We start from the raw sequence: 22,905 nt of genomic DNA on the forward strand, positions 1-22,905 counted from the left end.
TAGAACTTTGAAGTGAAACAAATTCTAAGTTCTAAGAGCGTAGCGGTCTAAGTTCTACCGACTAATGACTATCTTTATGCCACTATGAATTGGATTGACTCGAAGAAGTGCTCGGCGGTCGATGCCGCGGCGATGATCAACGATGGCGATGTGCTCGGAGTTTCTGGATTTACCTTGGCGGGTTACCCCAAGGAGGTCCCCACGGCTTTGGCCGCGCGTGCCGAAAAGTTGCATGCCGAAGGTAAGCCTTTCAAGGTGACGCTTTTTTCGGGCGCGTCGACTGGGGATAGCTGCGATGGCGCTCTTGCGCGTGCCGGTGCGGTGAGCCTCAGAATGCCCTACCAGAGCAATCCGAGTCTTCGCAAGGCGATCAATGCGGGCGAAATCAAGTACATCGACGCGCACCTCGGCAAGATGGGTTACCTGGTGCGTACCGGTGCGGTGCCTGCGCCGACGGTCGCCATCATCGAAGTTTCTGCGATTCTTGGCGACGGTCGCGTGTGCCTTTCGACCTCGGGCGGAAACTCGGTGACTTACCTGGAGATGGCGTCGAAGATTATCTTGGAACTGAATACGCGTCTCGGAGATTCCTTTATGGGAATCCACGACACGGCACTCCCGGAACTCCCGCCGCATGCAAAGCCGCTCCCCATCTATAGTGCCGGGGACCGTGTCGGCGGTGAATTTGTCAAGATTGATACGAATAAAGTCATTGCCGTTGTCGAGACTTCTCGCCTTGACGAGGTGAATCCGTTTGTGGAACCCGACGAAGTTTCCAGGAATATTGGCGAACGCATTTTGGACTTTATCTGTTTCGAAGAGAGTAAGGGCGGACTCCCCAAGGGACTTGCGTTCCAGAGCGGCGTGGGTAAAGTCGCTAATGCAGTTTTGTGTGCCATGTCCGACGACAGTCGCCTCGGAACCATCGACCTTTATACTGAAGTGATTCAAGAGGCTGTATTCCCGCTGCTGAAAAAAGGAAAACTCGGTGTCGCTTCGGGAACAGCTCTTACTTTGTCTGAAGGAGCGCAGAAGGAATTTGTCGAAAACAGCGCTGAATGGAAAAAGCACTTGGTGCTTCGCCAGCAGGAAGTGAGCAATAGTCCCGACGTGATTCGCCGCGTGGGAGTCATTTCGATGAACACGGCGCTGGAAGTGGATATCTTTGGCAATGTGAACAGTAGCCTTGTCTCGGGATCTGCGATGATGAACGGAATCGGCGGTGCCGCCGACTTTGCAAGGAACTGCGCGCTGGGCATTTTTCTGACGCCGTCGGTTGCCAAAAATGGCGCCATCAGTTCGATTGTGCCTTACGTGAGCCATGTGGACCAGACGGATCACGACACGATGATTTTTGTGACGGAGCAAGGCCTTGCCGACTTGCGTGGGCTTCCTGCCGAAGATCGTGCAAGACTCATTATCAAGAATTGTGCGCACCCGGATTTTCGCGAACCCCTGACGGACTTTTTGGAATATAGTCTGAAACATGCCAAGGGAATCCACATACCGATTGCCCTGGAACGTGCCTTTGAGATGCACCGCCGATTCCTCGAAACCGGGAAAATGCTGTAACATTCCCCTATTGTCTCCCTATTACCCCCGCAAGACGGGGGTTTATTTTATTTAACGGAAAAACTTTTTATATTGCTTAAATGATGCTGAAAGGACGAATCAATCGCCTAATGGGGACTGTTGTCCTTACTTTTGCCACTTGCGCTCTGGTGGCGTGTTCGAGCCATGATTCCTCTTCGTCGTCTCCGGAAGAAGATTCCTCAGAAGAAAGCTGGGAATCCTCTTCGGATCCCCATTCGGACAAGAATTCCAGTGGAGTTGTTGCTCTCGATTCCTTGGGACGCCCGCTGTCGAGTTCCGACGTCATACAGGGCGGTTTTTCGGCAGGTCTTTCGAGTTCGTCGGTAGGACCGGTTGTCGGAATCGAAGATACGGTCATTACGGACACGACTGTCGTGAAGGATGTCAATGCCTTGCCCGAATGTTCTGCCGAGATTGAAGGTGAAACCTTCCTGGTCCAGAGCGAGAACATGCTGTATTTCTGTCTGGGCGGGGACTGGGTTGAAGCGGAAATGGTGGTCCAGGTTGCCCAGGTCGGCTGTCGCAACGGCGTGCTGACGGTGGGGGATGATTCCGAAGACGAAACTTCGGGGTCGGAAAGTTCCGGTGGGAATACGTTCCCCTGGGGAAATTTTGGTGGCAATGCCGTCAATACGGCTGCCGTCGATACGGCGGAACCCCGTATGGTGGGAGCGCATCTTTTGGGTGTTGCCGAGAAGGGACCTTTCCGCTATGGAACCTCGGTGAAGCTGATCGAACTGGATAGCGCGCAACACCTGGCCGATTCCAAGCGTACCCACAAGGCCTGCATTTTGAATGCGGAAGGTAATTACAGTTTTGACAGTGTTGATTTTGTTTCGCCATACCTGCGCGTCAAGGCGAGCGGATATTTCAGGAATGAACTGACGGGCGGATTGTCGTCGTCGATCGTCACGCTGGAAGCCGTGGTTGACGTGACGGAGAAGGATTCCGTAAACGTGAATATGCTGACCCACATGGAAGCTCCGCGCGTGTTGAAGCTGGTGGAGAACAGCGGCAATAATCAGCCTATCCGAGCGGTCAAGGCGCAGGCCCTGCGCGACATTCTGGCATCCTTCGAAATCCAGTTGGGATCTTCCAGCACCGGTGCAAATGGCGGTGGCTTCGGCTGGGGAAACTTTGGACAGCTGCAACAGACGCTCACGACAGATGGACGGTTTGCCGAGGATATCGGTCTTTTTGACGGTGACGAATACAGCGGCGCCCTGCTTGCCATCTCGATCATGATGCAGCGCAAGGGCTCGGGCAGCGAAATGATGCAGTATACCGCGGGTATTGCGGACCGTATCAAGGGTAACGGAAACTGGGACGACAACAACGCGAAGGCGGATTTGGCGGACTGGCTCATGACTCTAGATACGAGCGGATCTTACGCGACCATTCGGAACAATATCGCCTCGTGGCATTTGGGTGATGTTCCCGATTTCGAAAAGCACCTGAAGCACTTCTGGACGACCGTCTATAACTTTGGCGAGTGCAATGCTTCTAATGCCGATTCCGTGAAATTTATCAGTAACAGCCTGAGCGCCTTCTTTGTCTCGGGTTACGATCTGCAGGGGCCGAAGGTCCGCTTTATCTGTGATGCCGAAACGCACGAGTGGCGTGCGGCGACCGATCTGGAAAAGGATACCTACGGACTCGTGGGCGAATACGAGGGGCAGCTCAAGGTAGGCCGCATCAATACCGACAAGTACTATGTCTATGAACAGAACAAGTGGCGCGCAGCGACCAGCGATGATGTCCAGGATTTCGAGGACCTGGGCGATGTGTACAAGAATCTCAAGTCCGGCGAGAAGGTTATTTTCCTGCTGCGTCATGCCGAAAGGACGAACGATACGGGGAAAAAGGGAAACTTGACAGACGGTGGAAAAACGCAATCCAAGAATGTCGGAGCAAAGCTGAAGGGCGAAAGCATCTATTTCGCCAATTCGACTTATACGAGAAGCATAGAAACTTGCGAGAACATTGCTGCGGGGGCCGGGACGAACTATACGGAAAATACGATCGAGGACCTGGATGGCGAATGGTATGTGAAGGAAAATTCGCAGTACGAAAGTTGCAAGAGCGCTAATGGTGGCGGCTGGGGAACAAATTCGGCTTATGCCTACAAGGGAATATGTCCGGAAGCGTTCTACGATTTCGAAGATCGAAGTGAGGAATTCTTGCGGGAAATCGTCAAGCCGCACTTTGCGAAAGTGAAAAAGGTCGGCGTCTGGATTTCGCACGATACGTTCGTGGTCCCCTTTACCGCCTATTGTACCGACAAGAAGGTCAACCTGCGCTATTTTGATACCAAGCAGTGGATCAATTACCTTGCTGGAGTCGCGATTATCATAGATGCAAGCGGCAAGATGCGTTACTTGCCTGTAAAGGGCCTTGAGTCCGGTACGATGACGATGTAGTGTATGCCTTGCGTGGTGGGTGACCTCGCAAAAATAGGATGTCTTGGAAAATGGATTTGGTTAGAATAATTCGGTTGTGTGTTGTGCCGCTAGCTTTTGTTATGCTGTCGGCATGTTCTGGTGAAAATTCTACCGGTGGCGTGGAGGGAGGCGATTCGCCGGAAAACAGTCACGGTTCGTCGGTACCAGTCATTGTCGATACCGTGCGCGCGCCTTTGTATGTCTACGAAATTCTGAAGGAATATTCGTCTGTAGATGGCGCTGGTGATACTCTCGATACTGTGCGGGTGGCCCTTGAGCCGTCAGGAGCAGACATCTTGACTTTGCTGTCTCGCCCCCGTGTGGAACAACTCCTGATGAACCATGTCCCCATAGATTCGGCGGTGGTGCAGGCGAAAAGAGAAGTGGCGGCCGCCTTCGGAATAGACTCCGTCCCGCTGGCCGCGGAATACGATGCGGTCGTGCTCGCTATTTCGGCCTTGATACAGAACCGGGCAAGCAAGGAAGAAACGGAAAATTTTATCCGCAATGTGGGGGAGGACCTGAAGGGCGACGGTGTCTGGAATGACCCTAACCTGAAAATCCAGATTGCGGATTGGACCGTGGGTATCGATTCCGTATGGAAGTACAACGATATCCGCAACAACGCGATGTCGGCTTATGGCGGGAACGTGCCGAACTTCGAACGGTTCATGCGCGCCTTTATTCCGTTGGCTTACGCCTTCGAGCCTTGTACCGAGGCGAATGCGGGAACGGTCACTTTCGTGAATCAGGGACAGAGCGCCTTATTTGCAAATGACTATGAAACGTCGGACCATTCGGCGGTGCGCTTTATCTGCGACGTGAATAACAAGGAATGGCGCATCGCCCAGCCGATAGAAAAGGATACGGCGGGCTTTGGCCCTGGCGAGTATGACAGGGAAGTCCGCGATGGCCGCGTCATTCACGACAACTATTACATATTCGATGCCGGCGCTTGGCGTGTGGCGACCCCGCAGGAAGCCGACGGGTTTACCGACTTGGTGGAAGTCTATGCGAGTCTGAAGGCCGACGACAAGGCGGTTTTTATTATCCGTCATAGCGAACGCACCGATGACACCGGGCCGAACGGTCACCTGACCGATAACGGGAAACAGTATGCCCGCAATTTGGGCTCGCGACTTGCCGCTGTTGCCAAGGAAGATTTCTATTACGGATATTCGGGCTACACGCGTACCAAGGAAACCTGCGAAAACATTGCACAGGGCAAGGGACAGTCGAATTATTCGCTGGATGAGTTGCCTTATATGGATGGCAACTGGTTCGTGAAGGATGCCGCGAAGGTCGAGGAGTATATGAACTCGGATGGCGGCGGCTGGGTTGTCTATTCCAAGTATGCGTTTACCGGGGCGTATCCGGATGCCTTCTACGATCTGGAAGCGCGTGGCGAAGAATTGCTCCGGGACAATGTCGTTGCAAATCTTGCGACTATGAAACGCGTCAATGTCCTGTGTACACACGATTTTTTGGTGGTGCCCCTGCTAGCCTACACGACGGATGGACACGCGAATGTCCGTTATTATGAAAAGTGGAAATGGGTGAATTACATGGCCGGTGTCGCCATGATCATTTCGGCCGATGGATCTGTCCGCTATATCCCCGTGAAGGGGCTGGATACTGGAGTCATGTAGGATTTCCTTTACGTTGCGGTCGAGCTTGATTGCAACGGAGGACCGCTTTTCCTATATTGTGCGGTATGTTTAAGGTAATCAAGGCATTTTGCCGTCTGCTTTCTAACTACGCTTCACCCTTTGTCATCGCAAGCGCAATAGTCGCATTCTTCGTCCCGGTCGCTTTTGGCTGGGTTCGCGGGAATGTATCTTCCGTCATTCTCGGCGTCATCATGTTGAGTATGGGCCTTACCATTTCGACAGACGATGTGCGCAATCTGTTAAAACAGCCGTTCCACATTTTGCTCGGTGCGATTGCTCAGTATACGATCATGCCGTTTGTGGCCTTCGGGCTTACGAAGGTGTTCGGGCTGGATCCGTACCTTGCCGTGGGTATCATTCTGGTAGGATGCTGCCCGGGCGGCGTTTCGAGCAACGTCATGAGTTTTTTGGCCCGTGGCGATGTCACGTTTTCGGTGAGCATGACGATGGTGAGCACGCTCCTTGCGCCCATCGTGACTCCGCTGCTTGTGCTGTGGCTTGCCGACACTAGCATCGACGTGAATGCGAAGGGAATGTTCCTGAATATTCTCTACGTAACGATTGCCCCGATTACCATCGGGTTCCTTTGCAACTATTTCCTGGGCAAGCGCGCCGTATTTAAGGAAATCCAGTCGAACATGCCTGCCGTCAGCGTGATTGGCCTGATGATGATCGTGGGTGGTGTCGTCGTGACGGTGCGCCCGCAGCTGTTCGCAAACGGCCTCGGCCTGATTTTCCTGGTGCTTGCGGTGGTGTTCTGCCACAATGCGCTGGGCTATGTGCTGGGGTACAGCGTAGGTAGACTTTTCAAGTTCAATACCGCCAAGAAGCGTACCATTGCGATTGAGGTCGGCGTGCAGAATGCCGGCATGGCGACCGTGCTTGCCATGGCATTCTTTGCGGATCCCGAGAACGTGGCGAAGAACCCCGCCGCGGTACTTTGCATGGTACCCTGCGCTTTGAGTTGCGCCTATCATTCCATTAGCGGAACGGTGCTGGCAAACATTTTCGCCTGGCGCGACAAGAAAAAGGCGCAGTAAAAACTGCGCCGTCGAGAGAATCTTTCAAGAGATTCTTTTAGCGGATTGCAACTTTTCGCATGTAGCTCGTTCCCTTGGAACGGGCTTTTACAATGTAGATACCGCGATTGCCTTGCTTCCACAGGAATTCGGAGCCGTGGGATTCTGCGATTTTATGACCGTTCATATCGTAAAGGCTCCATTCCGCGGTCTCGGGAAGCGTAAACAGGATGGCGTTTCCCGCGCGGCTCATGCGGATTTCCCCGTTGACGGCCAAGCGGCTTTGCTTGATTGCGGCGGTTTTGGTGAGAGAAGAGGAATCTCCGGGGGTAGCCGCTTTCGGGTTGTCGATAGCGTCGATTACGTTCATAAATGTTCCGCTCATCATCGAGGCGCCGAACCAGGCGAGGAACTGGTCGAAGTACATCTCGTTGTGGAGCGTGTCCTCGATGCCGCCAGTGGGATCCTTGGCGACTCCGAAGTAGTCTCCGCCTTCGTAGAACTTGGCGAGTTCTTCGCTGAAGGCGATGCGGTCGGCAGATTCCCCTGCGGCGACGGCCGCCGTAGCCCACATGCCGATGGTCAGGTGGCTGTGTTCGCTGCGGTAGCGCCAGGTGTCCCTGTTCTTGCTGTCGTTAAAATCGGTCCAGATGTCTTCGGCGGGCAGAAGTTCGCCTGCGTTTTCGATCTGGTAGAAGTTTGCTGCCTTGGCACCGCCCTTCGTATTGATAAAGCTGACGGCGTTTTTGAGGAAAGCCTTGGCGCGAGGCTCGTCAAACCATACGGCATCGATGGCGACTCGCCAAAGGATTCGGATGGCATCCTTGAAGAAGGCGCGGCTGTTGAAGTAGGCGTTATAGCCGAGGCTTCCGGCCCAGCCGCCATCAGGACGCATCCAGTCGGGGACCATCCCCATGCTGTATCCGGGGCTGTTCTCGAGGATTTCGTAGGTCTTTTCGACTACCGTATTCCAGCGATCACCGTTGCTGTCGATCCTGGCGAAAATCCTGTACCATGCCGGTGAAAAATAGCCTGGGTTTACAAAACTGTAACCGCCCCAGCCTGCGCCGGGGGCGAGGATCCCGTTGCTTGTAATTTGTTCGGTGCTCCACATGCAGTCCAGAATTTTTTGGGCATGTTCGGCATAGCCGTAATTGAACTTGGTCGAGGTGTAGGGTTTCCACTTACCGGCAGAAACTAACTTGTCTGCAAAGATCAGGGCGAGGGCGACGTCTTCTTCGGCGTCGGTTGCGGCACCTGTACCGCTGATTTTTCCACTGGGCGCCATTTGCCAGTTGTAGTAACAGCCGCCCCACATCTTTTCGTTGGCAGCGTCCCAGATGGAATTGAAGTGATCCTGGTCGTTGGCGTAGAGTGCGACGAGCATGCCGTATCCGACCGCTTCGCTCACGGCATCGCCCGGTGTTTCGCTCTTGGGGCGGTGAATGAGTCCCTCGCCTTCGCTGTAGGGATCGATGTTTCGACGGATGAGCCCTTGCCACGTGCTGTCGAGAGCGGCTTTCCAGTAAGAAGCGTCGACCTTGGGTTGAGCGTTCGGTAGGTCGAGTACCGCCAGGGAATAGCTGAACGCCCCTGCAATGCAGAGGGGCAATACCTTGAATAAATGCATATAGCCTCCGGTCTCCCAAACGGATTCCTCTGGAGGAATATATAAAAAAGTCTAGTCGAGTTTACCCTGGTAGAGTTCCAGGAGCTTGCGGGAGAGCAGACTCGTGTATTTCGCGTTCGTGAGCGTGATGCGGGCTTTTTCCAGGTTGTTTTTCTGGGTAAGGAAATCGGTGTAGGTGAGTGCTCCGGCGCCCCGCTGTTCTTCGGCGACCGCGAGCGTTTCGGATTCCGCCTCGACCTGGAGGATGGCCGCTTTCCACTGCATATCGGCGCTGACGGCATTCAGGTAAAGCTTTTCGATGTTGTTCTCGAGAGTCTTGAGATTTTCTTTCAGGCTCACCTGCGATTCGGTCTCGTTCACCTGGGCCTGCAGCACCTTGTTTTCCGTGGTACCGCCATCGATAATCGGGATGTTGATGCCGAGCGAAATGGAATTCTGCCAACCGTACTTGAGTTGTCCCTTGTAGTCCCCGGATTCCCATGCCTGCAGGCCGGTGCTGGAATTGGCACCGAGCGTGACGGTGATGGAACTCCCTTTGCTTGCGACCTGGGTATTCTTCTGTGCGGCGCGTACGGAGATGCTGTCGGACTTGAGCCCCGGATTGGCTTTCTGGGCGTCGGCCTTAAGTTGTTCGTAGGCGGGGAGCGGGGGGAGCGAGTCGGGGCTTTCGATGTCTGTTTCGGGGGCTGCAATCTGGAATTCGGCGGAGCCGTCGATCTCCAGCAGCTGGCGCAAGGTGGTCTTGGCTGTGCTTACCGAAAGCTGTGCGCTAAGCTGCGTGGTCTGTTTCTGCAATACGTTCGATTGCGACTGCGTCAGGTCTTTCTTGGTGATGGAGCCCGCTTCGAAAAGCTTGCCGTAATGTTCGAATTCCGCCTGGGCAAGTTCCACGGAGGCGTCTGCGGTTCGCAGGTTCTCGCTTGCGGCGAGGAGGCTCATGTAGGCGTTGAGCACGCTTTCTTGCACGCTGCGTTCCGTCTGCTGCGTGGCGAAAGCGGTCGCTTCCTTGGAGAGCGTCTTGGATTCCACGTTCAGGCTCGTGGCGCCCCCGTCCCAGAGGGTGTAGGAACCGGAAATGCCGAGATTCAGGCGGTAATGGTCCTCGTTGTCGATAAAGGGGTGGTCGTAGAGCGTATTCTGGATGCTTGCGCTTACGGTCGGGGAGTTGCCCGACTTGGCCTGCTTGACCGAGATGTCGGCCGCCTGTTCGCGAAGCTTGGCGGATTCCAGTTTCAGGCTCGACTTCTTCGCTTGCTTGAGGCAATCCTCCAGCGTCCAGGCGCTTTCGGCGAGGCTTACGGTCGAGAATGCCGTGAGCAGGAGGGCGGCAAGGATACCTGTATGTGAAACTCTGTTGATCATGCCCTTTAGATGCGCCGGAGAGACGTTTCGTTGCATTTTGCGGAATTGCACAGACAAGATAACAAAAATGGGTTGCACAAAAAAAGACCTCCGGGGTAGGAAGTCTTTTTCAAGTGGACGGTACTGGATTTGAACCAGTGACCTCTGCCGTGTGAAAGCAGCGCTCTAAACCAACTGAGCTAACCGTCCGAGGTGCGAGCAAATATAGTAAAGAGTTTACCCGCTGTCAAGGGTTTTTCAGAACTTAGTCGGTAGAACTTAGAAGTTAGTTGTTTTTCTAAGAGCGAAGCGGTCTAAGTTCTAGTTCCTCAGAGGGGCGAAGCCCCGGGCTCGCTACAGGTATTTGTCTTCGGCGGCACGGAGGATGGTCAGGAATTCGGCCGGATCCTTGGAGGCGATCAGGTCCTTGCGGACGCCTCCGTCGGCCAGGAGGCGGCTCACGGACGAAAGGGCCTTGAGGTGCGGACCTACGGTATTGCCCGGGCTCACGATCAGGATAATCAGGTAGACGGGCTCCCCGTCGAAAGAGGCGAAATCGAGCCCCCCTTCGATCGTGGCGGCGGCCATGCACATACGGTCTACACAGTCGATCTTGGCGTGCGGGACGGCGAGTCCGCAGCCGATACCGGTTGATCGGCTCTGCTCGCGGCTCCATACGGCGTCAAAGATTTCGTTGCGATGTTCCAATTTGTAGGCACTGCAGAGCGTGTCCACCAGCTCGTTCAGGATTGCTTCCTTGGTCGAGCTCTTGGAGTTGATCAGAATGCAATTGTCGACAAACCTTTCGGAAAGGCGCATGTTGAAACTTCCTTTTGTAAATAACTATATAGATATTTAGCAAAATATATGTCCATTTGGACGAAAAAAACGCCGATGGAACGAAAAAATATCAAAAAACCTTAAAATTGGTTTAAAAACGCCAATATTTCCATTTGGGAGTTCAGGCTGTCGAACTGGTCCAGGGCCCGTCCCATGACCGAAACATCTATTTGGCCGGGGGCCTCGGAGCGGCCGATGGACCCGTAGGTGAGGTTCGCGCCTTCCTTGAGCGACCAGAGGCGGCTCACTTTGCCCGTTTCTCCCATGCCGAATGCGGCGAACATCTGGAACTTTTTCGCGAATTTCCTTGCGAACTTGTATAGGCGGTCGCTGTCGCAGTCGGAATTGCTCATGGCGGCGATTTTTAGCCCCTGGGCGCCCACGCGCTTGACATCGTCGGCAAAGGCCTCGAGTTCCATTTCGCTTGGGATGCGGACGAAGTTGTGTTCCGAGACGAGAATGCTTGTCCCCTTGGGGCGTGCCATGTTGTTAAGGGCCTTGAAATCCGAGAGGCAGTCGCGTTCCAGGTCCAGCCACTCCGGCACCTGCTTTGCGCCGAGGACTTTTTCCCACAGGGCGGTTCTTTCTATGGATCGCGCGTCGGGGAACCTTCCGCCGTCGCGTTTGAGGCGGACCGTTCCTATCTGGAGCTTGTCGGGGACGATGTTGTGGACTCTTTCAGACAAATTAACCCAATCGGATTCCTTGAAAAAATCGTAGCGGATTTCGATGGCGCCACAGGCGTCGAGGTCGAGACGCACCGCATGGAACAGGTCCTTTTCGGCGGCTTCGAGGACTTCGGGGCCGACCAGGCCGACTAGGTATTTGGGAGAATCGGAAATCATGGCGCAAATATAAAAAATGATGAGTGGTGTGCCGTAAACGCCGAAAAAACCTTTTACAGATCGCGCCGGAAAGACGATAATATATTGAAATTTCTAAATTATGGCTGAACAAAAAGGAACAACTATGGCTCAAACTAAAATTGTGTCTGATTGCAACGAAAAGAACGAAAAGGCCCCTTCCGATATCATGAAGAAGGCCGAAGAATACCTTGCTTCCAAGCGTAAGATTTTCCTGTGGGGCGGCGTCGACGACGAAAGCGCCGAACGCATCGTGAAGGAACTCCTGTACCTGGATTCCCTGAGCCATGACGATATCTATTTCTTTATCAATAGCCCGGGTGGTGTGATTTCCAGTGGTCTTGCCATTTATGACTGCATGAACGCCATCCAGAGCGACGTGGTCACGGTTTGCTGCGGTCAGGCGGCTTCGATGGGTGCCGTGCTTTTGACTTCGGGTGCAAAGGGCAAGCGTGTGGCATGGCCGAATGCCCGCATCATGATTCACCAGCCGCTGATTCACGGTGAAATCGTGGCGCCTGCAAGCGACATCCAGATCCAGGCCGAAGAAATGCTTCGTATCCGTGGCATTACGGGCAAGATCCTTGCGGAAACCTCGGGGCACACCATCGAGGAAATTGACCGCGACACGGAACGCGACAACTTCATGAGCGCCGAAGAAGCCAAGGCCTACGGCTTGGTCGACAAGGTCGAAAGCCTGGTCTAACGGTTGCTCCTGCCTAGTAGGATTATATAATGGGATTTTTTTCTGCCATTAAGAGTGGCCTTGCCAAGACCCGCGACGCCCTGATGGGTGAACTCAAGGGGATTGTCGGCGCCGGAAAGATTACGGATGAAACTCTCGAGGATCTCGAGGAACACCTGATCAAGGCGGATGTCGGTGTCGAAGCCGCGTTCCTCTTGACCGATGCGCTTCGTGAACAGGCGCTCGGAAAGTCGCTCACGACTGAACAGGTGCTCGACATTATGCGAAGCGAGGCGGAACGCCTCCTGAAGGACCCGCCGCCGTTCGAACTCAAGGGCAAGCCCCACGTGGTTCTGGTCATTGGCGTGAACGGTGCCGGAAAGACGACCACGATCGGCAAGCTTGCCGCCCGCCTTAAAGATGAAGGCAAGAAGGTGATGATTGCGGCCTGCGATACGTTCCGTGCGGCGGCGATTGACCAGCTTGAAACCTGGGCGGAACGCAGCGGAGCCGAATTCGTGAAGCACCAGGAAGGTTCCGACCCTGCGGCCGTGGCTTTCGACGCCTGCAATGCGGCGGTGGCCCGCGGCTGCGACGTGGTGCTTATAGATACCGCCGGCCGTCTGCACAACAAAGACTACTTGATGGAAGAACTCAAGAAGATTGTCCGCGTTATCAAGAAGGTAGATCCGGCGATGCCGCACGATATGTGGCTTGTCATCGACGGCAACACCGGTCAGAACACGATCAACCAGACGAAAATCTTCAACCAGAGTTTCCCGCTCACCGGCCTCGTGGTCACCAAGCTCGACGGCACGGCCCGTGGCGGTGCGGTGCTCTCGATTGCAAGTTCGCTCCAGATTCCTATCCGCTGGATTGGCATGGGCGAACGAATTGACCAGCTGGTGCCTTTCAGCAAGGCTGAATACGTGGAAGGCCTTTTCGAGAACGCCCTGGAAGAAAAGGAATAGACCTTTGCGCGCCCTTCCCGTAGCATTGTTCCCGTTGGCGCTGCTTTTGGCTGCGCTTTTCTCGGGATGCTCCGGCGAAGTCTCGGTGGACCAGGAGTTTGTAAACTTGTATGTGGAATTGCGCATTGCCGAAATGACTTACGGCAAGACTTCCCCGATGACGCGGCTGGTGCGTCAGGATGCGTTGAAGGCGGCGGGGTATACCCGCGAGAGCTTCCTTGCCAAGGCCGATGAAATCTTGGGAGACGAACGCCAGTGGGTCCCGTTCCAGAAGGCGGTGAATGCCCGCATCGATTCGCTGCTGGCTCCTCCGGCGGCAAGTGCCGCAGCTCCTGGCGCCAATACGGGGAATGGTCCGCAGAAGGTTGCGCCGAAGATGCCTAAGCCCCAACCTAACATGCCCGCTCACAAGGGGGGTGTCCGTTGATTTTGCGCCTGTTGGTTCTTTTTGCTGTTTGTGCGTCCGCCGCGTTTGCCGCTTCTCCTAAAAAAGATGCGGCGAAGGATTCGCAAAAGTCGCTTGTCCACTGGATGGGTTATGCCGAGGCACTTGATAAGGCGAAGAGTGCCCCGCGCCTGATATTTGTCGACCTGTATGCGGACTGGTGCGTGCCGTGCCGCATTATGGATGCGAATGTCTATAGTAACCCGACGATTGCCTCGCTTTTGAATTCCCGTTTCTATGCCGTCAAGCTCGACGCCGACTCGCAGGATTCCATCGTATGCGACGGGCAGAAGAAGACGGTGCAACGTTGTTATTTTGATGTGTGGGAATTGAACGCGCTCCCTGCGTTTGTGCTTGTTGCCCCGAAGGGGATGAGTATCCTGACGGTGACCGATTCCATGACGCCGCAGGAGTTGCAGTATATGTTGTACCAGTTCCTTGAAAAAGAAAAGGAGTGGATGTCCCGATGAGCGAACAGTTCTTGTTTTACGTCCAGGTTGTTTTTTGGGTGATGCTCTTTCTGCTGGTGCATTGCTACTTGCTGTTCCCGATGACGCTTCCGTTCGTGAGTGAAATTTTCAAGCGTCGCAAGTCTCCCGAAAAGGGCGATGTAGAACTCCCGACGGTGTCGATCTTGATTTCTGCCTACAACGAAGAGGCGGTTATCGAGCGCAAGATTCAGAATATCCTTGAACTGGATTATCCTAGGGAAAAGTTGGAAGTGCTCATTGGTGACGACGGTTCGGCGGACAAGACCGCCGAGATTGTTGCCCGTTATGCCGACAAGGGGATTACCCTGGTGAAGGCTCCGCAGAATGCGGGAAAAGCGGCAATGCTCAACCGTCTGCACAAGATTGCGAAGAACGACATCCTGCTCTTTTGCGATGCGAATACGATGTTCTTCCCGAACGTGGTGCGTAAGCTTGTCATCCCGTTCCAGGACAAGAAAATCGGTTGCGCCTGCGGTCACCTGATTCTTTCCGATAAGAGCGGATCTACCCTGGGTCGTGGCGAAAGTTCCTACTGGGACCTGGAATCCGAAATCAAGAAGTTCGAGGGCGTGCTCGATATGCTGATTGGCGGCAACGGCGCCCTCTACGCCATTCGCCGTGAACTCTATACGGAACTGCCGGTCAAGAAGAGCGTGATGGACGACTTCTTCGTGACGACCAAGGTCCTCGAAAAAGGCTTCTATTGTACCTTCGTGACAAGCGCTATCGGCACCGAGCAGACCTCGAAGGAATCGAGTGGCGAATTCCGCCGCAAGGTGCGTATCGGCCGCGCGAATTTCAACTTCTTGTTCTCTTACCTGCCGTTGCTGAATCCGTTCCGTCCGATGCTTGCGTACCTGTTCTTCTCGCACAAGATTCTGCGCTGGTTCTCGCCGCATATCCTGATCCTGCTTTTTGTGGCTAACGCCCTGTTGCTGACGAGTGGCCTCTTCTATCAGATTTTCTTTGGCGCGATGACGCTAGTGCTGCTGGTGGCGCTATTCAAGATTGTGCCGAGCGGCTACTATTTCCTTTCGATGAACTACGCGATGCTTAAGGGATTCTTCATGGCGTTCAAGCGCGAAAAGAGTGGCGGCTGGGCCCGCGAAGCAAGGAGCGACGAGTAATTTGACATGGGTGGTGTGGAATGTGTAATGTGGAATATTATATTTAGACTTGTAATATGAAAAAGATTATCTCTGCCATTCTGTTTGCCTTGGCATTCGCCGTTGTTCCGGCGAACGCCTTCACTATGGATGTTCAGGGTGGAGTCGTCAACCATGTCAGTGAAATCAAGAATTTCAACTTGAACGTGTATGGTCACCTGTGGTATCCGATTGACCAGATGCTCTTTTTCGGCATCGGTACGGGCTATCAGGAAATTGACAACGTGAGTCTTGTCCCTGTTTCGGGCAGTGTCTGGATCCGCTTGCCTATCGGAAGTCGCACGCTTCCCGTGGCGACAGGTGACTGGGGTTACCTTTTCGGTTCAAGACACCAGATGTTCTGGCGTGCTGGCGGCGGATTCGATATCAAGAACGGCGACTATTCGTCGATCATGTTGATGGGTGGCTACCAGTTTCTAGACCACGAAGGCAAAGGCTACGCCTACGTGCAGGCGGGCATTCTAGTAGAACTATAAAAATTGTGTAATGAGAAGTGAGTAATGATTGATAATCTTTTCTTCACTTCACAAAATTTACTTTTTTAATTCTTGTTCCAAGAACTTTTTGTTCTCTTCGACTTTCTGTTTTTGCGGATTGTCCGGATATTCTGTCAGGCACTTGTCGAGCGGGATGATTGCTTCCTGCAGCATTTTTTTCTTCTTCGCCATGTCCTTCTGCTTTTGGGCTTTCGCGAATATCTGACTAGTGGATTTGCGTTGCTTGGTGCAGTAGGTGTCGGCTAGTTTCAGATAAAGTTCGTTTGCTTCTTTGCGGAGTTTGCTGGCCTTGAGTTTGTTCAGGAGGGTCTTGGCTTCGGCGAATTTTTCTTTTTGCAGGAGAGAGTCTGCCTTGGCGAGCGCCTGGACGGGATTATTCGATTCCCAGTACTTGGCGGCTTCGGCGTCGTTTGCTTGGGCGAGTTCGCGGATGTGGTCGATGAGCGCTTGCAGGTGGAGGGAATCTTCGAAGTCACGGTAGCGCATTTGCAGGATGACCGCTTGCTTTTCGGCTTCGGCAAATTGAGCCTGGTTGTCGGCGAGAGCCTTTATGGTGGCGTATTCCTTTTTGGCCTTGGCAAGCGTATTCGTGTAGGCGAGAACCTTTTGTGCTTTGGCCCACTGGGTTAGCGAATCGCCCGGCGCAAGTGCGATGAGGCTGTCCGCGGTTTCGGAAACCAGGTCATAGTTGGCGTTTGCGCGGTTCATGTTCTGTATCTGGAATACCATCGGTTCGTAGGCTTTGGCCTTCTCGGCACGAGTCTTGCCGAATTCATTTAGCATGGAGTCGGCCTTGGATTCCCATTGGGCCCATAGGGGTTTGATGACGCGGAATCGTTCCAGGTAGGCGGTGGCGGAATCGGTATAGCCGGCCTTGTATAGGGTGTCCGCATAGTCAAAGATGCTCTGGATCAGGGCGGGAATCTCTGTGTAGGGATCCGTTGCCCTTGCTGTATGGGTGGCTGTTGCCGGGACCGTAGTGGTTTCTGCAGTTGGAATATTTTGGGGCGTGTTCAGTCGATGGCTGTCCAGGGCCTGCGAATTGAAAAAGACTTCGTTTTCGGATTGTTCCGAGCTTGTCGCCTGGCTTGCGGATGGGGCCCCTTTTGAAGGTTCAGTCGTGTACTCGGCGGCACTTGCAGTTGATGGTTCCGTCTGTGGATTTGTTTCGGGGACAGGTGTGTTTCCTACGCATGCCGTAAAAAGCGCTGCGCCAAACAAAAGGTTGAGTGTACGGGCCTTATTTCGTTTCATAATGCGTTTTGAAAAAAATTGAAATTCGTTTTTAATATAGCAATCTTGATAAAATGTCAATAGAATTTGTGCAAACGGCGTGTAAATCCCTTACAAAAAGGGGTATCTTTTTTATTGGTGTGGATGATTAAGTGAGGTTGTTATGAAAAACTTCTTGGTTTCGTCTGCTGTTTCGTGCGCAGCGTTATTTGCCGTGTTTACGACTTCCGCAAGTGCGCAACCCAATGATGAATGGAACGGCAAGCCGCGTGTTTTTGCGGTAAATGCGCTGACTCCGCATGTGACATCCATGCCGTATACGACGGTCAAGGAAGCCGTAGTGGGCGACCGCCATGCTTCTGAATGGTACCAGAGCCTTTCGGGCAAGTGGAAATTCTACCACGTCGACAAGCCTGCCCAGCGCAATAACGACTTCTACAAGGACAACTACGATGTCTCCGGCTGGGACGAAATTCCGGTGCCGTCTTCTTGGCAGTTACTCGGTTACGACCATCCGATTTATACCAACGTGATTTATCCGTGGTCGCAGAACAACCGCGTTTCTGCACCTTACGCTCCTACAGACTTTAACCCGGTGGGCCATTACCGCCGCAACTTCACCGTTCCCGAAAAATGGGCGGGCAAGCGTATCCGCCTGCATTTCGAAGGTGTTGAATCCGCTTACTATGTGTGGGTGAACGGCAACTATGTAGGTTACGCCGAAGACTCGTTTACCGGTCACGAATTCGACATCAACAAGTATCTGCGCAGCGGGCAGAACAACATCTCGGTGCAGGTTTTCCGCTGGTGCGACGGTTCCTGGCTCGAAGACCAGGACTTTATCCGCCTCTCGGGTATCATGCGTGATGTGTACATTTACGCCGTGCCCGAAGTGCACATACAGGATTTCCAGATCGATGCGACCCTTACCAACAATTATTCCGACGGTTTGCTGAAAACGACAGCGTGGATTTATAACTCTACGGGCTCTGCCTCGGGAGAGTATACCGTGGAACTTTCCCTGTACAACGACAAGGGAACCGAAGTCATTTCTCCGTCGGCACAGAAGGTTTCTGGTATCGGCTCGAAGGGCGAAAAGAGTGTCCACTTTGAATTGCCGATTACAAAACCGGACCGTTGGTCTGCTGAAACTCCGAACCTTTATACCGCAGTGCTCGCCATCAAAGACGGTAGCGGCAAGATCATTCAGGTCGAGAGCAATAAAATTGGCTTTAGAAAAATTGAAATCAAGAAGGACAACGGGGCTCCGCGCCTGTTTGTAAACGGCATGCCGGTAAAATTCCACGGCGTGAACCGCCACGAACTTGACCCGGATAACGGCCGCGCTGTGACCTACGAGCGCATGGAACAGGACATCATCTTGATGAAGCGTTTCAATATCAACGCGCTCCGTATGTCGCATTACCCGAACAATCCGGTGATGTATGACCTTTGCGACAAGTACGGTATCTACGTGATTGACGAGGCGAATGTGGAAAGCCACGGCGCCAACAGTGAACTTCCGAAAAATAGCGACGATTGGCGCGCCCCGGTGGTAGACCGCCTGAATTCCATGGTGCAGCGTGACAAGAACCACCCCTGCATTATCTTGTGGTCCTTGGGGAACGAAGCCGGTAACGGCAATGTGTTCGCCTCGGAACGCGAGCGCGCCCACCAGATCGACTCTACGCGTTACGTGCATTACGAAGGCGACAACAACAATGCCGATGTGACAAGCCAGATGTACTGGGGCTACGACTACATTGCCGGTTATAAGGATGCGAACAAGCCCGTGATGCTCTGCGAATACGAACACGCCATGGGTAACTCCGTGGGCGACCTGCAGGAATACATGGATGCCTTCTACGGCAACCCGCGCGCATTCGGCGGCTTCATTTGGGACTTTATCGACCAGGGCCTGCACCACAAGGGAACCCCGTATTGGGAATTCGGCGGCATGTGGGGCGACTGGCAGAACGATGACAACTTCTGCGCGAACGGCCTCGTGTTCCCGGATAGAAAGATCCAGCCCGAAATGTGGGAAATCAAGTACCAGTACAGCCAGCTGCGCGTGAAGAACGTAGATGCGGCAAAGGGCAAGATTGAAATTGAAAACCGCTACCTCTTCAAGAACCTGGGCGACTTCCTCGAAGCCTACTGGCAAATTAGGGAAGACGGCAAGGTCATCAACGGAGGTAAGCTGAACGGTTCGCAGATGAACATCGGCCCGAACCAGAAAAAGGAAGTGACTATCGAGATGCCGAAAATCGAAACCAAGATCGGCGCCGAATACTTCCTGGATATCGATTTCCGCTTGAAGAAAGACGAACTTTGGGCTAAGGCGGGCCATAGCGTCGGTCACGAACAGTTCGGTATCAACCTGGGCCAGCTTTGGTCCACCGAAGTGGATATCAGTACCGTGGGAACCCACAGGGTAATTAAGGGCAGCGGCGAACTCACGCTCGAAGGCAAGGATTTCAAGATTCGCTTCGACGAGAATGCGGGAACGCTTGCAAGCTACGTGCTCGATGGCGATACCATCATCAAGAACGGCGGTATCCCGAACTTCTGGCGTGCCCCGACCGATAACGACAAGGGCTTCAATATGGAAAAGGGCCACGGCGAATGGCGCAAGGCGAGCCAGAAGCGCAACGTGACATCCGAAGTCAAGGAAGTCTCCGCCAACGAAACCCAGGTGACCTTCAATTTCAGCTTCCCCGATGTGGGTAGCTCCAAGATGAAGCTGACTTACTATGTGTACGGCAGTGGCGATATCGTGGTGGAATACACCTTCAATCCGGACGGCTCCAAGAGCTACATCCCGAACGTGGGAACGCTCTTTACGGTGCCGCAGGGGTATGAAAAAGTCCGCTGGTTTGGACGCGGCCCCGACGAAAACTACATGGGTCGTAACCGCGGAAGCTTTATGGGCATCTACTCGACGCTCGTGGATTCGATGACGGTCATGTACATGGAAATCGGCGAAACTGGCCAGCGCACCGACGTAAAATGGGCGACCCTCACCAACAACGACGGCAAGGGACTCATGATCGTGGGTAACCCGCGCCTGGAATTCAACGCGCAGCATTACACCCCCGAACAGCTTACCAACATAAAGCTTCCGTGGGAACTCAAGCGCGACAAGGATATTACGCTCCGCGTGGATTTGCACCAGATGGGCCTCGGTGGCATCAACTCTTGGGGTGCTGAACCGCTCGATGCCTACCGCCTGAATGCAAACCGCGAATACTCCCATAAGTTCCGCATTGCCCCGATTCGTAAGCAGCTGAACGACCCGACCGAATACTCCTTGCTCGGCTTCAGGAACTTTGGCACGAACGATTTGGCGCCTGCGGCATACCCGGGCGACAAGATTTACGAGAACCAGCCCGAAAAGGATGTTGCAGAAACGGCGGACAAGGATCCTAATGGTACTGATGCGGTAAAGCCGCTCGTCTTCAGGACTCCGGATTCGTATGCACCGCGCAGCTACAACGTGTTCGATATGCAGGGCCGCCTCGTGGCAAAGTTTACGACCGTAGGCATCGAGGACTTGCAGGCGAAAACGGCTGCTGCCGTGAACCGCTCTGGCACTTATCTGGTGCGCTCCAAGTCCGGCAAGACATTCCGCATCAACGTGCGCTAGGGCATGCCAGCGGAAACGGTAATCTAAGAAACTCCACACCCCATCCAATGAACGCCCCGGCTTTGGCCGGGGCGTTTCTTAAGTTTAGGCGAGGCTGTATTTTTGACTTCGTCCGCCTTTGCTTTCGGCTCGGACGATTCCCTTCTGGATGAGCGCCTGGATGTCGCGAAGGGCGGAGTCGTGGCTAGTTCCGGTAAGGGCCGCCGCTTCCTTTACCGAGAACGTGGCGGGTAGCGTTCCTTCCCAGGCAGCGTTTACAATTTTACGTTCGCGTTCGCTCAGGGCGGCGTCCTTATTTTTCTGCTCAAACTGGATTTTCTTGAGAGTGTCTGCGATATCTCTTTCACGCACTTCGATGGAGCGCCTCATGATTTGCAGGAACCACAGGATCCATTCGGTCAGGTCGCCGTTTCCGGACTGCGCCTTGAGCAGTTGGCGGAAGTATTCTTCGCGTTCCTCTAGAATTTGGGGGCATAGCGCAAATAGGCAGTGGCTAGTGTTTTCGCTGCGTGCGAGAATCATGGTCGTGAGGGCGCGTGCGATTCGTCCGTTACCGTCTTCAAAAGGGCGGATGGTAAGGAACCAGAAATGGGCGACAGCGGCCTTGATGGCTCCGTCCGTCGTGGAATTTTCGATCCAGTCGATAAAGCGTTCCATTTCAAGGGGAATGCGTTCTGCGCTTATCCCGGTAAAAGAACCGACAGCGCTTTCCTTTGTCCTAAATTTCTTTACTTTGTTCTGGCCAATGGCGGCGTGCCATGCAAAGAGTCGCTCTGCGGTCAATGGCTGCTTGGCGTTTTGAAGGGCCCCGACCATATTTCGTATATCGTCACTCGCGTTGTTCTTTTTGGCGATTTCGGTCTTGACCTTTTGGGGGTCAAGATTCCGGTCGTCCAGGGCGTAGTTTGCAGCGATGTCCTGTGCGAGCATCTGCATTTCTTCGGCATTGTCGTTGACCAGGTTCGTAACCCCGATGAGACGGCCTTCCTGCAGGCGAGTCTGTCCGAGGGCATCCATGACGCTCTGGGAATTGTAGCGGAAACGGGTCCAGTCAGGGTATTGGTGTATGAACAAGGGACGGAATGCGGTCATTTAACGCAAAATATACGTAGATAAGGCCTGTTTGTGTTTTTCCAATTTGTAATGTTCCACATTGGAATAGGGTTTTGAAAAAAAAGTGAACCTATTCACGATTTTTTGTATAGCTTTGTTTACAAGAAGGGGAAAATGCTAGTGGTTTGGTTTTGGGTCCAAGCGGTTTGAGGTGTTTGCGCTTGGTAATAAGAGGTCCGGTCCGGAGTACCGGACCTCTATCTTTTGGTTGAACAAGCGAACTTTCTGCCCTCACTATTTTTTTCTTCCCTTCCCTGCGATTTTCCAGTCATCCCCGCGTTCTTTCCAGTCATCCCCGCGAATGCGGGGATCGCTGCTTGAATATATTTCTTAAATTTTGACCATGCAGAAAATTGATACTTGGTACAAGGCCGAGGGATATTGCCCCGCCGAAGAATATGAGCTCGCAAGCTACCTGCTTTTCGAGGCGGGCGTGGCGACTCTCGAAGAACTTGACCCGAAAGCGGAAGGCCGGACGGATTTCTGCTTCTATACGGGAGACAAGGCTGAAAGAGACCGCATTGTAGGCGAGTTCCCGCAGTATCATTTTGTGCTCAGCGACGAACCCGCAAAGGATTGGGACAAGTGGTGGCGCGACCGTGCCCAGCCAGTTTCCGTGTCTCCGCATCTGTGGGTTCGCCCCCCTTGGGTAGAATTTACGCCAGACGATCCCGACTCGGTTGTACTGGAGCTTGAAGCGAAAACCGCTTTCGGGACTGGCGAACATGATACGACGAGCAGCTGTGCGACCCTGATGGAATCGGTGGATTTCAAGGGAAAAACGGTGCTTGACATCGGTACGGGTACGGGAATTTTGGCCATGTATGCCCGTCGTCTGGGAGCGCGCCTTGCGGTAGGTACAGAAATTGACCCGCTGACGATTCCCTGTATTGCCGAAAACTTTGAGCGTAACGGCTTTGGCGAAAGCGACTGCGTGCTGGGTTTCTTGGATGCATTCAAGGATGGTGCCAAGTTTGACGTTATCCTGTGCAACATGATTCGGAGCGAGCTTTGGCCCCTGCGCGATGACATCGAGGAGCTGCTTGTGAAGGGCGGTGAACTTGTCATTAGCGGTCAGCTGGAAACCGAAAAGGAATATGTTCTCCGCTGGTTCGAAGAAATCGGCCTGACTGTCCTCCAAGAAAGAGTAAGTGGCGAATGGTGGAGCGTGCTTGCACGCTCCTGAATGAGCCTTGGAGACAAATGCGTAAGGTGAGAGTCGCGACCATGCTTGCATGGTCATGACCGAGCCTAGCATTTG

The 22,905-nt window shown here is 53.6% G+C and carries 18 protein-coding genes and 1 tRNA gene; 12 read left to right on the plus strand and 7 right to left on the minus strand.

Going from position 1 to position 22,905, the window contains the following annotated elements; all coding sequences use genetic code 11:
* The first annotated feature begins 84 nt into the window (after positions 1 to 84).
* From Q0P86_RS06965 to Q0P86_RS06980, 4 genes are all read left to right on the plus strand, one after another.
* Complete coding sequence (locus Q0P86_RS06965) at positions 85 to 1,572, plus strand: acetyl-CoA hydrolase/transferase C-terminal domain-containing protein (protein WP_295038356.1); 1,488 nt, start codon at positions 85 to 87, stop codon at positions 1,570 to 1,572.
* A gap of 80 nt (positions 1,573 to 1,652) precedes the next feature.
* Complete coding sequence (locus Q0P86_RS06970; protein WP_295038359.1) at positions 1,653 to 4,013, plus strand: histidine phosphatase family protein; 2,361 nt, start codon at positions 1,653 to 1,655, stop codon at positions 4,011 to 4,013.
* Between the two features lie 101 nt (positions 4,014 to 4,114).
* Positions 4,115 to 5,683, plus strand: a complete 1,569-nt coding sequence (locus tag Q0P86_RS06975; protein ID WP_295038362.1) for a histidine phosphatase family protein — start codon at positions 4,115 to 4,117, stop codon at positions 5,681 to 5,683.
* Between the two features lie 65 nt (positions 5,684 to 5,748).
* Positions 5,749 to 6,744 (plus strand): bile acid:sodium symporter family protein, encoded by a 996-nt coding sequence (locus Q0P86_RS06980; RefSeq protein ID WP_295038365.1) that lies wholly within the window; start codon positions 5,749 to 5,751, stop codon positions 6,742 to 6,744.
* A gap of 37 nt (positions 6,745 to 6,781) precedes the next feature.
* Here the strand turns inward: Q0P86_RS06980 and Q0P86_RS06985 are convergent, their stop codons facing one another.
* The 5 genes from Q0P86_RS06985 to Q0P86_RS07005 all read right to left on the minus strand — a co-directional run bounded on the left by Q0P86_RS06985 (position 6,782) and on the right by Q0P86_RS07005 (position 11,379).
* On the minus strand, positions 6,782 to 8,353 hold the full coding sequence (locus Q0P86_RS06985) for a glycosyl hydrolase family 8 (protein ID WP_295038367.1): 1,572 nt from the start codon (positions 8,351 to 8,353) through the stop codon (positions 6,782 to 6,784).
* Positions 8,354 to 8,404: 51 nt separating this feature from the next.
* The gene (locus Q0P86_RS06990; RefSeq protein ID WP_295038369.1) at positions 8,405 to 9,751 is read right to left on the minus strand and encodes a TolC family protein; all 1,347 of its coding nucleotides are present in this window, start codon (positions 9,749 to 9,751) and stop codon (positions 8,405 to 8,407) included.
* Positions 9,752 to 9,829: 78 nt separating this feature from the next.
* Positions 9,830 to 9,904 (minus strand) — tRNA-Val (locus Q0P86_RS06995).
* A gap of 144 nt (positions 9,905 to 10,048) precedes the next feature.
* On the minus strand, positions 10,049 to 10,513 hold the full coding sequence (locus Q0P86_RS07000) for a PTS sugar transporter subunit IIA (protein WP_072979623.1): 465 nt from the start codon (positions 10,511 to 10,513) through the stop codon (positions 10,049 to 10,051).
* A 101-nt stretch (positions 10,514 to 10,614) separates the two neighbouring features.
* Positions 10,615 to 11,379, minus strand: a complete 765-nt coding sequence (locus tag Q0P86_RS07005) for a type I 3-dehydroquinate dehydratase (RefSeq protein WP_295038371.1) — start codon at positions 11,377 to 11,379, stop codon at positions 10,615 to 10,617.
* 124 nt (positions 11,380 to 11,503) lie between these two features.
* On the opposite strand from Q0P86_RS07005, the gene Q0P86_RS07010 reads away from it, so the two are divergent.
* Genes Q0P86_RS07010 through Q0P86_RS07035 form a run of 6 tightly spaced genes read left to right on the plus strand, consistent with a single transcriptional unit; the run spans position 11,504 to position 15,631 of the window.
* Positions 11,504 to 12,103 (plus strand): ATP-dependent Clp protease proteolytic subunit, encoded by a 600-nt coding sequence (locus tag Q0P86_RS07010; RefSeq protein WP_072979619.1) that lies wholly within the window; start codon positions 11,504 to 11,506, stop codon positions 12,101 to 12,103.
* Between the two features lie 29 nt (positions 12,104 to 12,132).
* Positions 12,133 to 13,053 carry a signal recognition particle-docking protein FtsY gene (gene ftsY, locus Q0P86_RS07015; protein ID WP_072979617.1) on the plus strand — a complete coding sequence of 307 codons (921 nt, stop codon included), beginning with the start codon at positions 12,133 to 12,135 and terminating at the stop codon, positions 13,051 to 13,053.
* A gap of 4 nt (positions 13,054 to 13,057) precedes the next feature.
* Positions 13,058 to 13,480 (plus strand): hypothetical protein, encoded by a 423-nt coding sequence (locus Q0P86_RS07020; RefSeq protein WP_072979615.1) that lies wholly within the window; start codon positions 13,058 to 13,060, stop codon positions 13,478 to 13,480.
* Positions 13,481 to 13,491: 11 nt separating this feature from the next.
* Positions 13,492 to 13,968 carry a DUF255 domain-containing protein gene (locus Q0P86_RS07025; protein WP_295038375.1) on the plus strand — a complete coding sequence of 159 codons (477 nt, stop codon included), beginning with the start codon at positions 13,492 to 13,494 and terminating at the stop codon, positions 13,966 to 13,968.
* Positions 13,965 to 15,116: a glycosyltransferase family 2 protein gene (locus tag Q0P86_RS07030; RefSeq protein ID WP_294112368.1), complete on the plus strand. Its 1,152-nt coding sequence runs from the start codon at positions 13,965 to 13,967 to the stop codon at positions 15,114 to 15,116. Before Q0P86_RS07025 ends, Q0P86_RS07030 begins: the two co-directional genes overlap by 4 nt.
* A 56-nt stretch (positions 15,117 to 15,172) precedes the next feature.
* Positions 15,173 to 15,631, plus strand: a complete 459-nt coding sequence (locus Q0P86_RS07035; protein ID WP_290992713.1) for a hypothetical protein — start codon at positions 15,173 to 15,175, stop codon at positions 15,629 to 15,631.
* 57 nt (positions 15,632 to 15,688) lie between these two features.
* Here Q0P86_RS07035 and Q0P86_RS07040 read toward each other — a convergent pair whose 3' ends face one another.
* Positions 15,689 to 16,906 (minus strand): hypothetical protein, encoded by a 1,218-nt coding sequence (locus Q0P86_RS07040; protein WP_294112369.1) that lies wholly within the window; start codon positions 16,904 to 16,906, stop codon positions 15,689 to 15,691.
* 142 nt (positions 16,907 to 17,048) lie between these two features.
* Here Q0P86_RS07040 and Q0P86_RS07045 point away from each other — a divergent pair, with 142 nt between their 5' ends.
* Entirely contained in the window at positions 17,049 to 20,531 is a 3,483-nt protein-coding gene (locus Q0P86_RS07045; protein ID WP_295038379.1) for a glycoside hydrolase family 2 TIM barrel-domain containing protein, read from the plus strand.
* Between the two features lie 84 nt (positions 20,532 to 20,615).
* Here Q0P86_RS07045 and Q0P86_RS07050 read toward each other — a convergent pair whose 3' ends face one another.
* A complete protein-coding gene (locus Q0P86_RS07050) occupies positions 20,616 to 21,623 on the minus strand; it encodes a Fic family protein (RefSeq protein WP_294112372.1) in 1,008 nt (335 codons plus the stop codon).
* Positions 21,624 to 21,987: 364 nt separating this feature from the next.
* Between Q0P86_RS07050 and Q0P86_RS07055 the strand changes: the two genes are divergently transcribed.
* Complete coding sequence (locus Q0P86_RS07055; protein WP_291022957.1) at positions 21,988 to 22,830, plus strand: 50S ribosomal protein L11 methyltransferase; 843 nt, start codon at positions 21,988 to 21,990, stop codon at positions 22,828 to 22,830.
* The last annotated feature ends 75 nt before the right edge of the window (positions 22,831 to 22,905 follow it).

This window comes from uncultured Fibrobacter sp., assembly GCF_946062555.1.
Classification (GTDB): domain Bacteria; phylum Fibrobacterota; class Fibrobacteria; order Fibrobacterales; family Fibrobacteraceae; genus Fibrobacter.

What these genes read in the sequence shown, in the direction of transcription:
- Q0P86_RS06965 (WP_295038356.1), top strand. Translation starts at nt 85, where the DNA reads ATGAATTGGATTGACTCGAAGAAGTGCTCGGCGGTCGATGCCGCGGCG.
- Q0P86_RS06970 (WP_295038359.1), top strand. Translation starts at nt 1,653, where the DNA reads ATGATGCTGAAAGGACGAATCAATCGCCTAATGGGGACTGTTGTCCTT.
- Q0P86_RS06975 (WP_295038362.1), top strand. Translation starts at nt 4,115, where the DNA reads ATGCTGTCGGCATGTTCTGGTGAAAATTCTACCGGTGGCGTGGAGGGA.
- Q0P86_RS06980 (WP_295038365.1), top strand. Translation starts at nt 5,749, where the DNA reads ATGTTTAAGGTAATCAAGGCATTTTGCCGTCTGCTTTCTAACTACGCT.
- Q0P86_RS06985 (WP_295038367.1), bottom strand. Translation starts at nt 8,353, where the DNA reads ATGCATTTATTCAAGGTATTGCCCCTCTGCATTGCAGGGGCGTTCAGC.
- Q0P86_RS06990 (WP_295038369.1), bottom strand. Translation starts at nt 9,751, where the DNA reads ATGCAACGAAACGTCTCTCCGGCGCATCTAAAGGGCATGATCAACAGA.
- Q0P86_RS07000 (WP_072979623.1), bottom strand. Translation starts at nt 10,513, where the DNA reads ATGCGCCTTTCCGAAAGGTTTGTCGACAATTGCATTCTGATCAACTCC.
- Q0P86_RS07005 (WP_295038371.1), bottom strand. Translation starts at nt 11,379, where the DNA reads ATGATTTCCGATTCTCCCAAATACCTAGTCGGCCTGGTCGGCCCCGAA.
- Q0P86_RS07010 (WP_072979619.1), top strand. Translation starts at nt 11,504, where the DNA reads ATGGCTCAAACTAAAATTGTGTCTGATTGCAACGAAAAGAACGAAAAG.
- ftsY (WP_072979617.1), top strand. Translation starts at nt 12,133, where the DNA reads ATGGGATTTTTTTCTGCCATTAAGAGTGGCCTTGCCAAGACCCGCGAC.
- Q0P86_RS07030 (WP_294112368.1), top strand. Translation starts at nt 13,965, where the DNA reads ATGAGCGAACAGTTCTTGTTTTACGTCCAGGTTGTTTTTTGGGTGATG.
- Q0P86_RS07035 (WP_290992713.1), top strand. Translation starts at nt 15,173, where the DNA reads ATGAAAAAGATTATCTCTGCCATTCTGTTTGCCTTGGCATTCGCCGTT.
- Q0P86_RS07040 (WP_294112369.1), bottom strand. Translation starts at nt 16,906, where the DNA reads ATGAAACGAAATAAGGCCCGTACACTCAACCTTTTGTTTGGCGCAGCG.
- Q0P86_RS07045 (WP_295038379.1), top strand. Translation starts at nt 17,049, where the DNA reads ATGAAAAACTTCTTGGTTTCGTCTGCTGTTTCGTGCGCAGCGTTATTT.
- Q0P86_RS07050 (WP_294112372.1), bottom strand. Translation starts at nt 21,623, where the DNA reads ATGACCGCATTCCGTCCCTTGTTCATACACCAATACCCTGACTGGACC.
- Q0P86_RS07055 (WP_291022957.1), top strand. Translation starts at nt 21,988, where the DNA reads ATGCAGAAAATTGATACTTGGTACAAGGCCGAGGGATATTGCCCCGCC.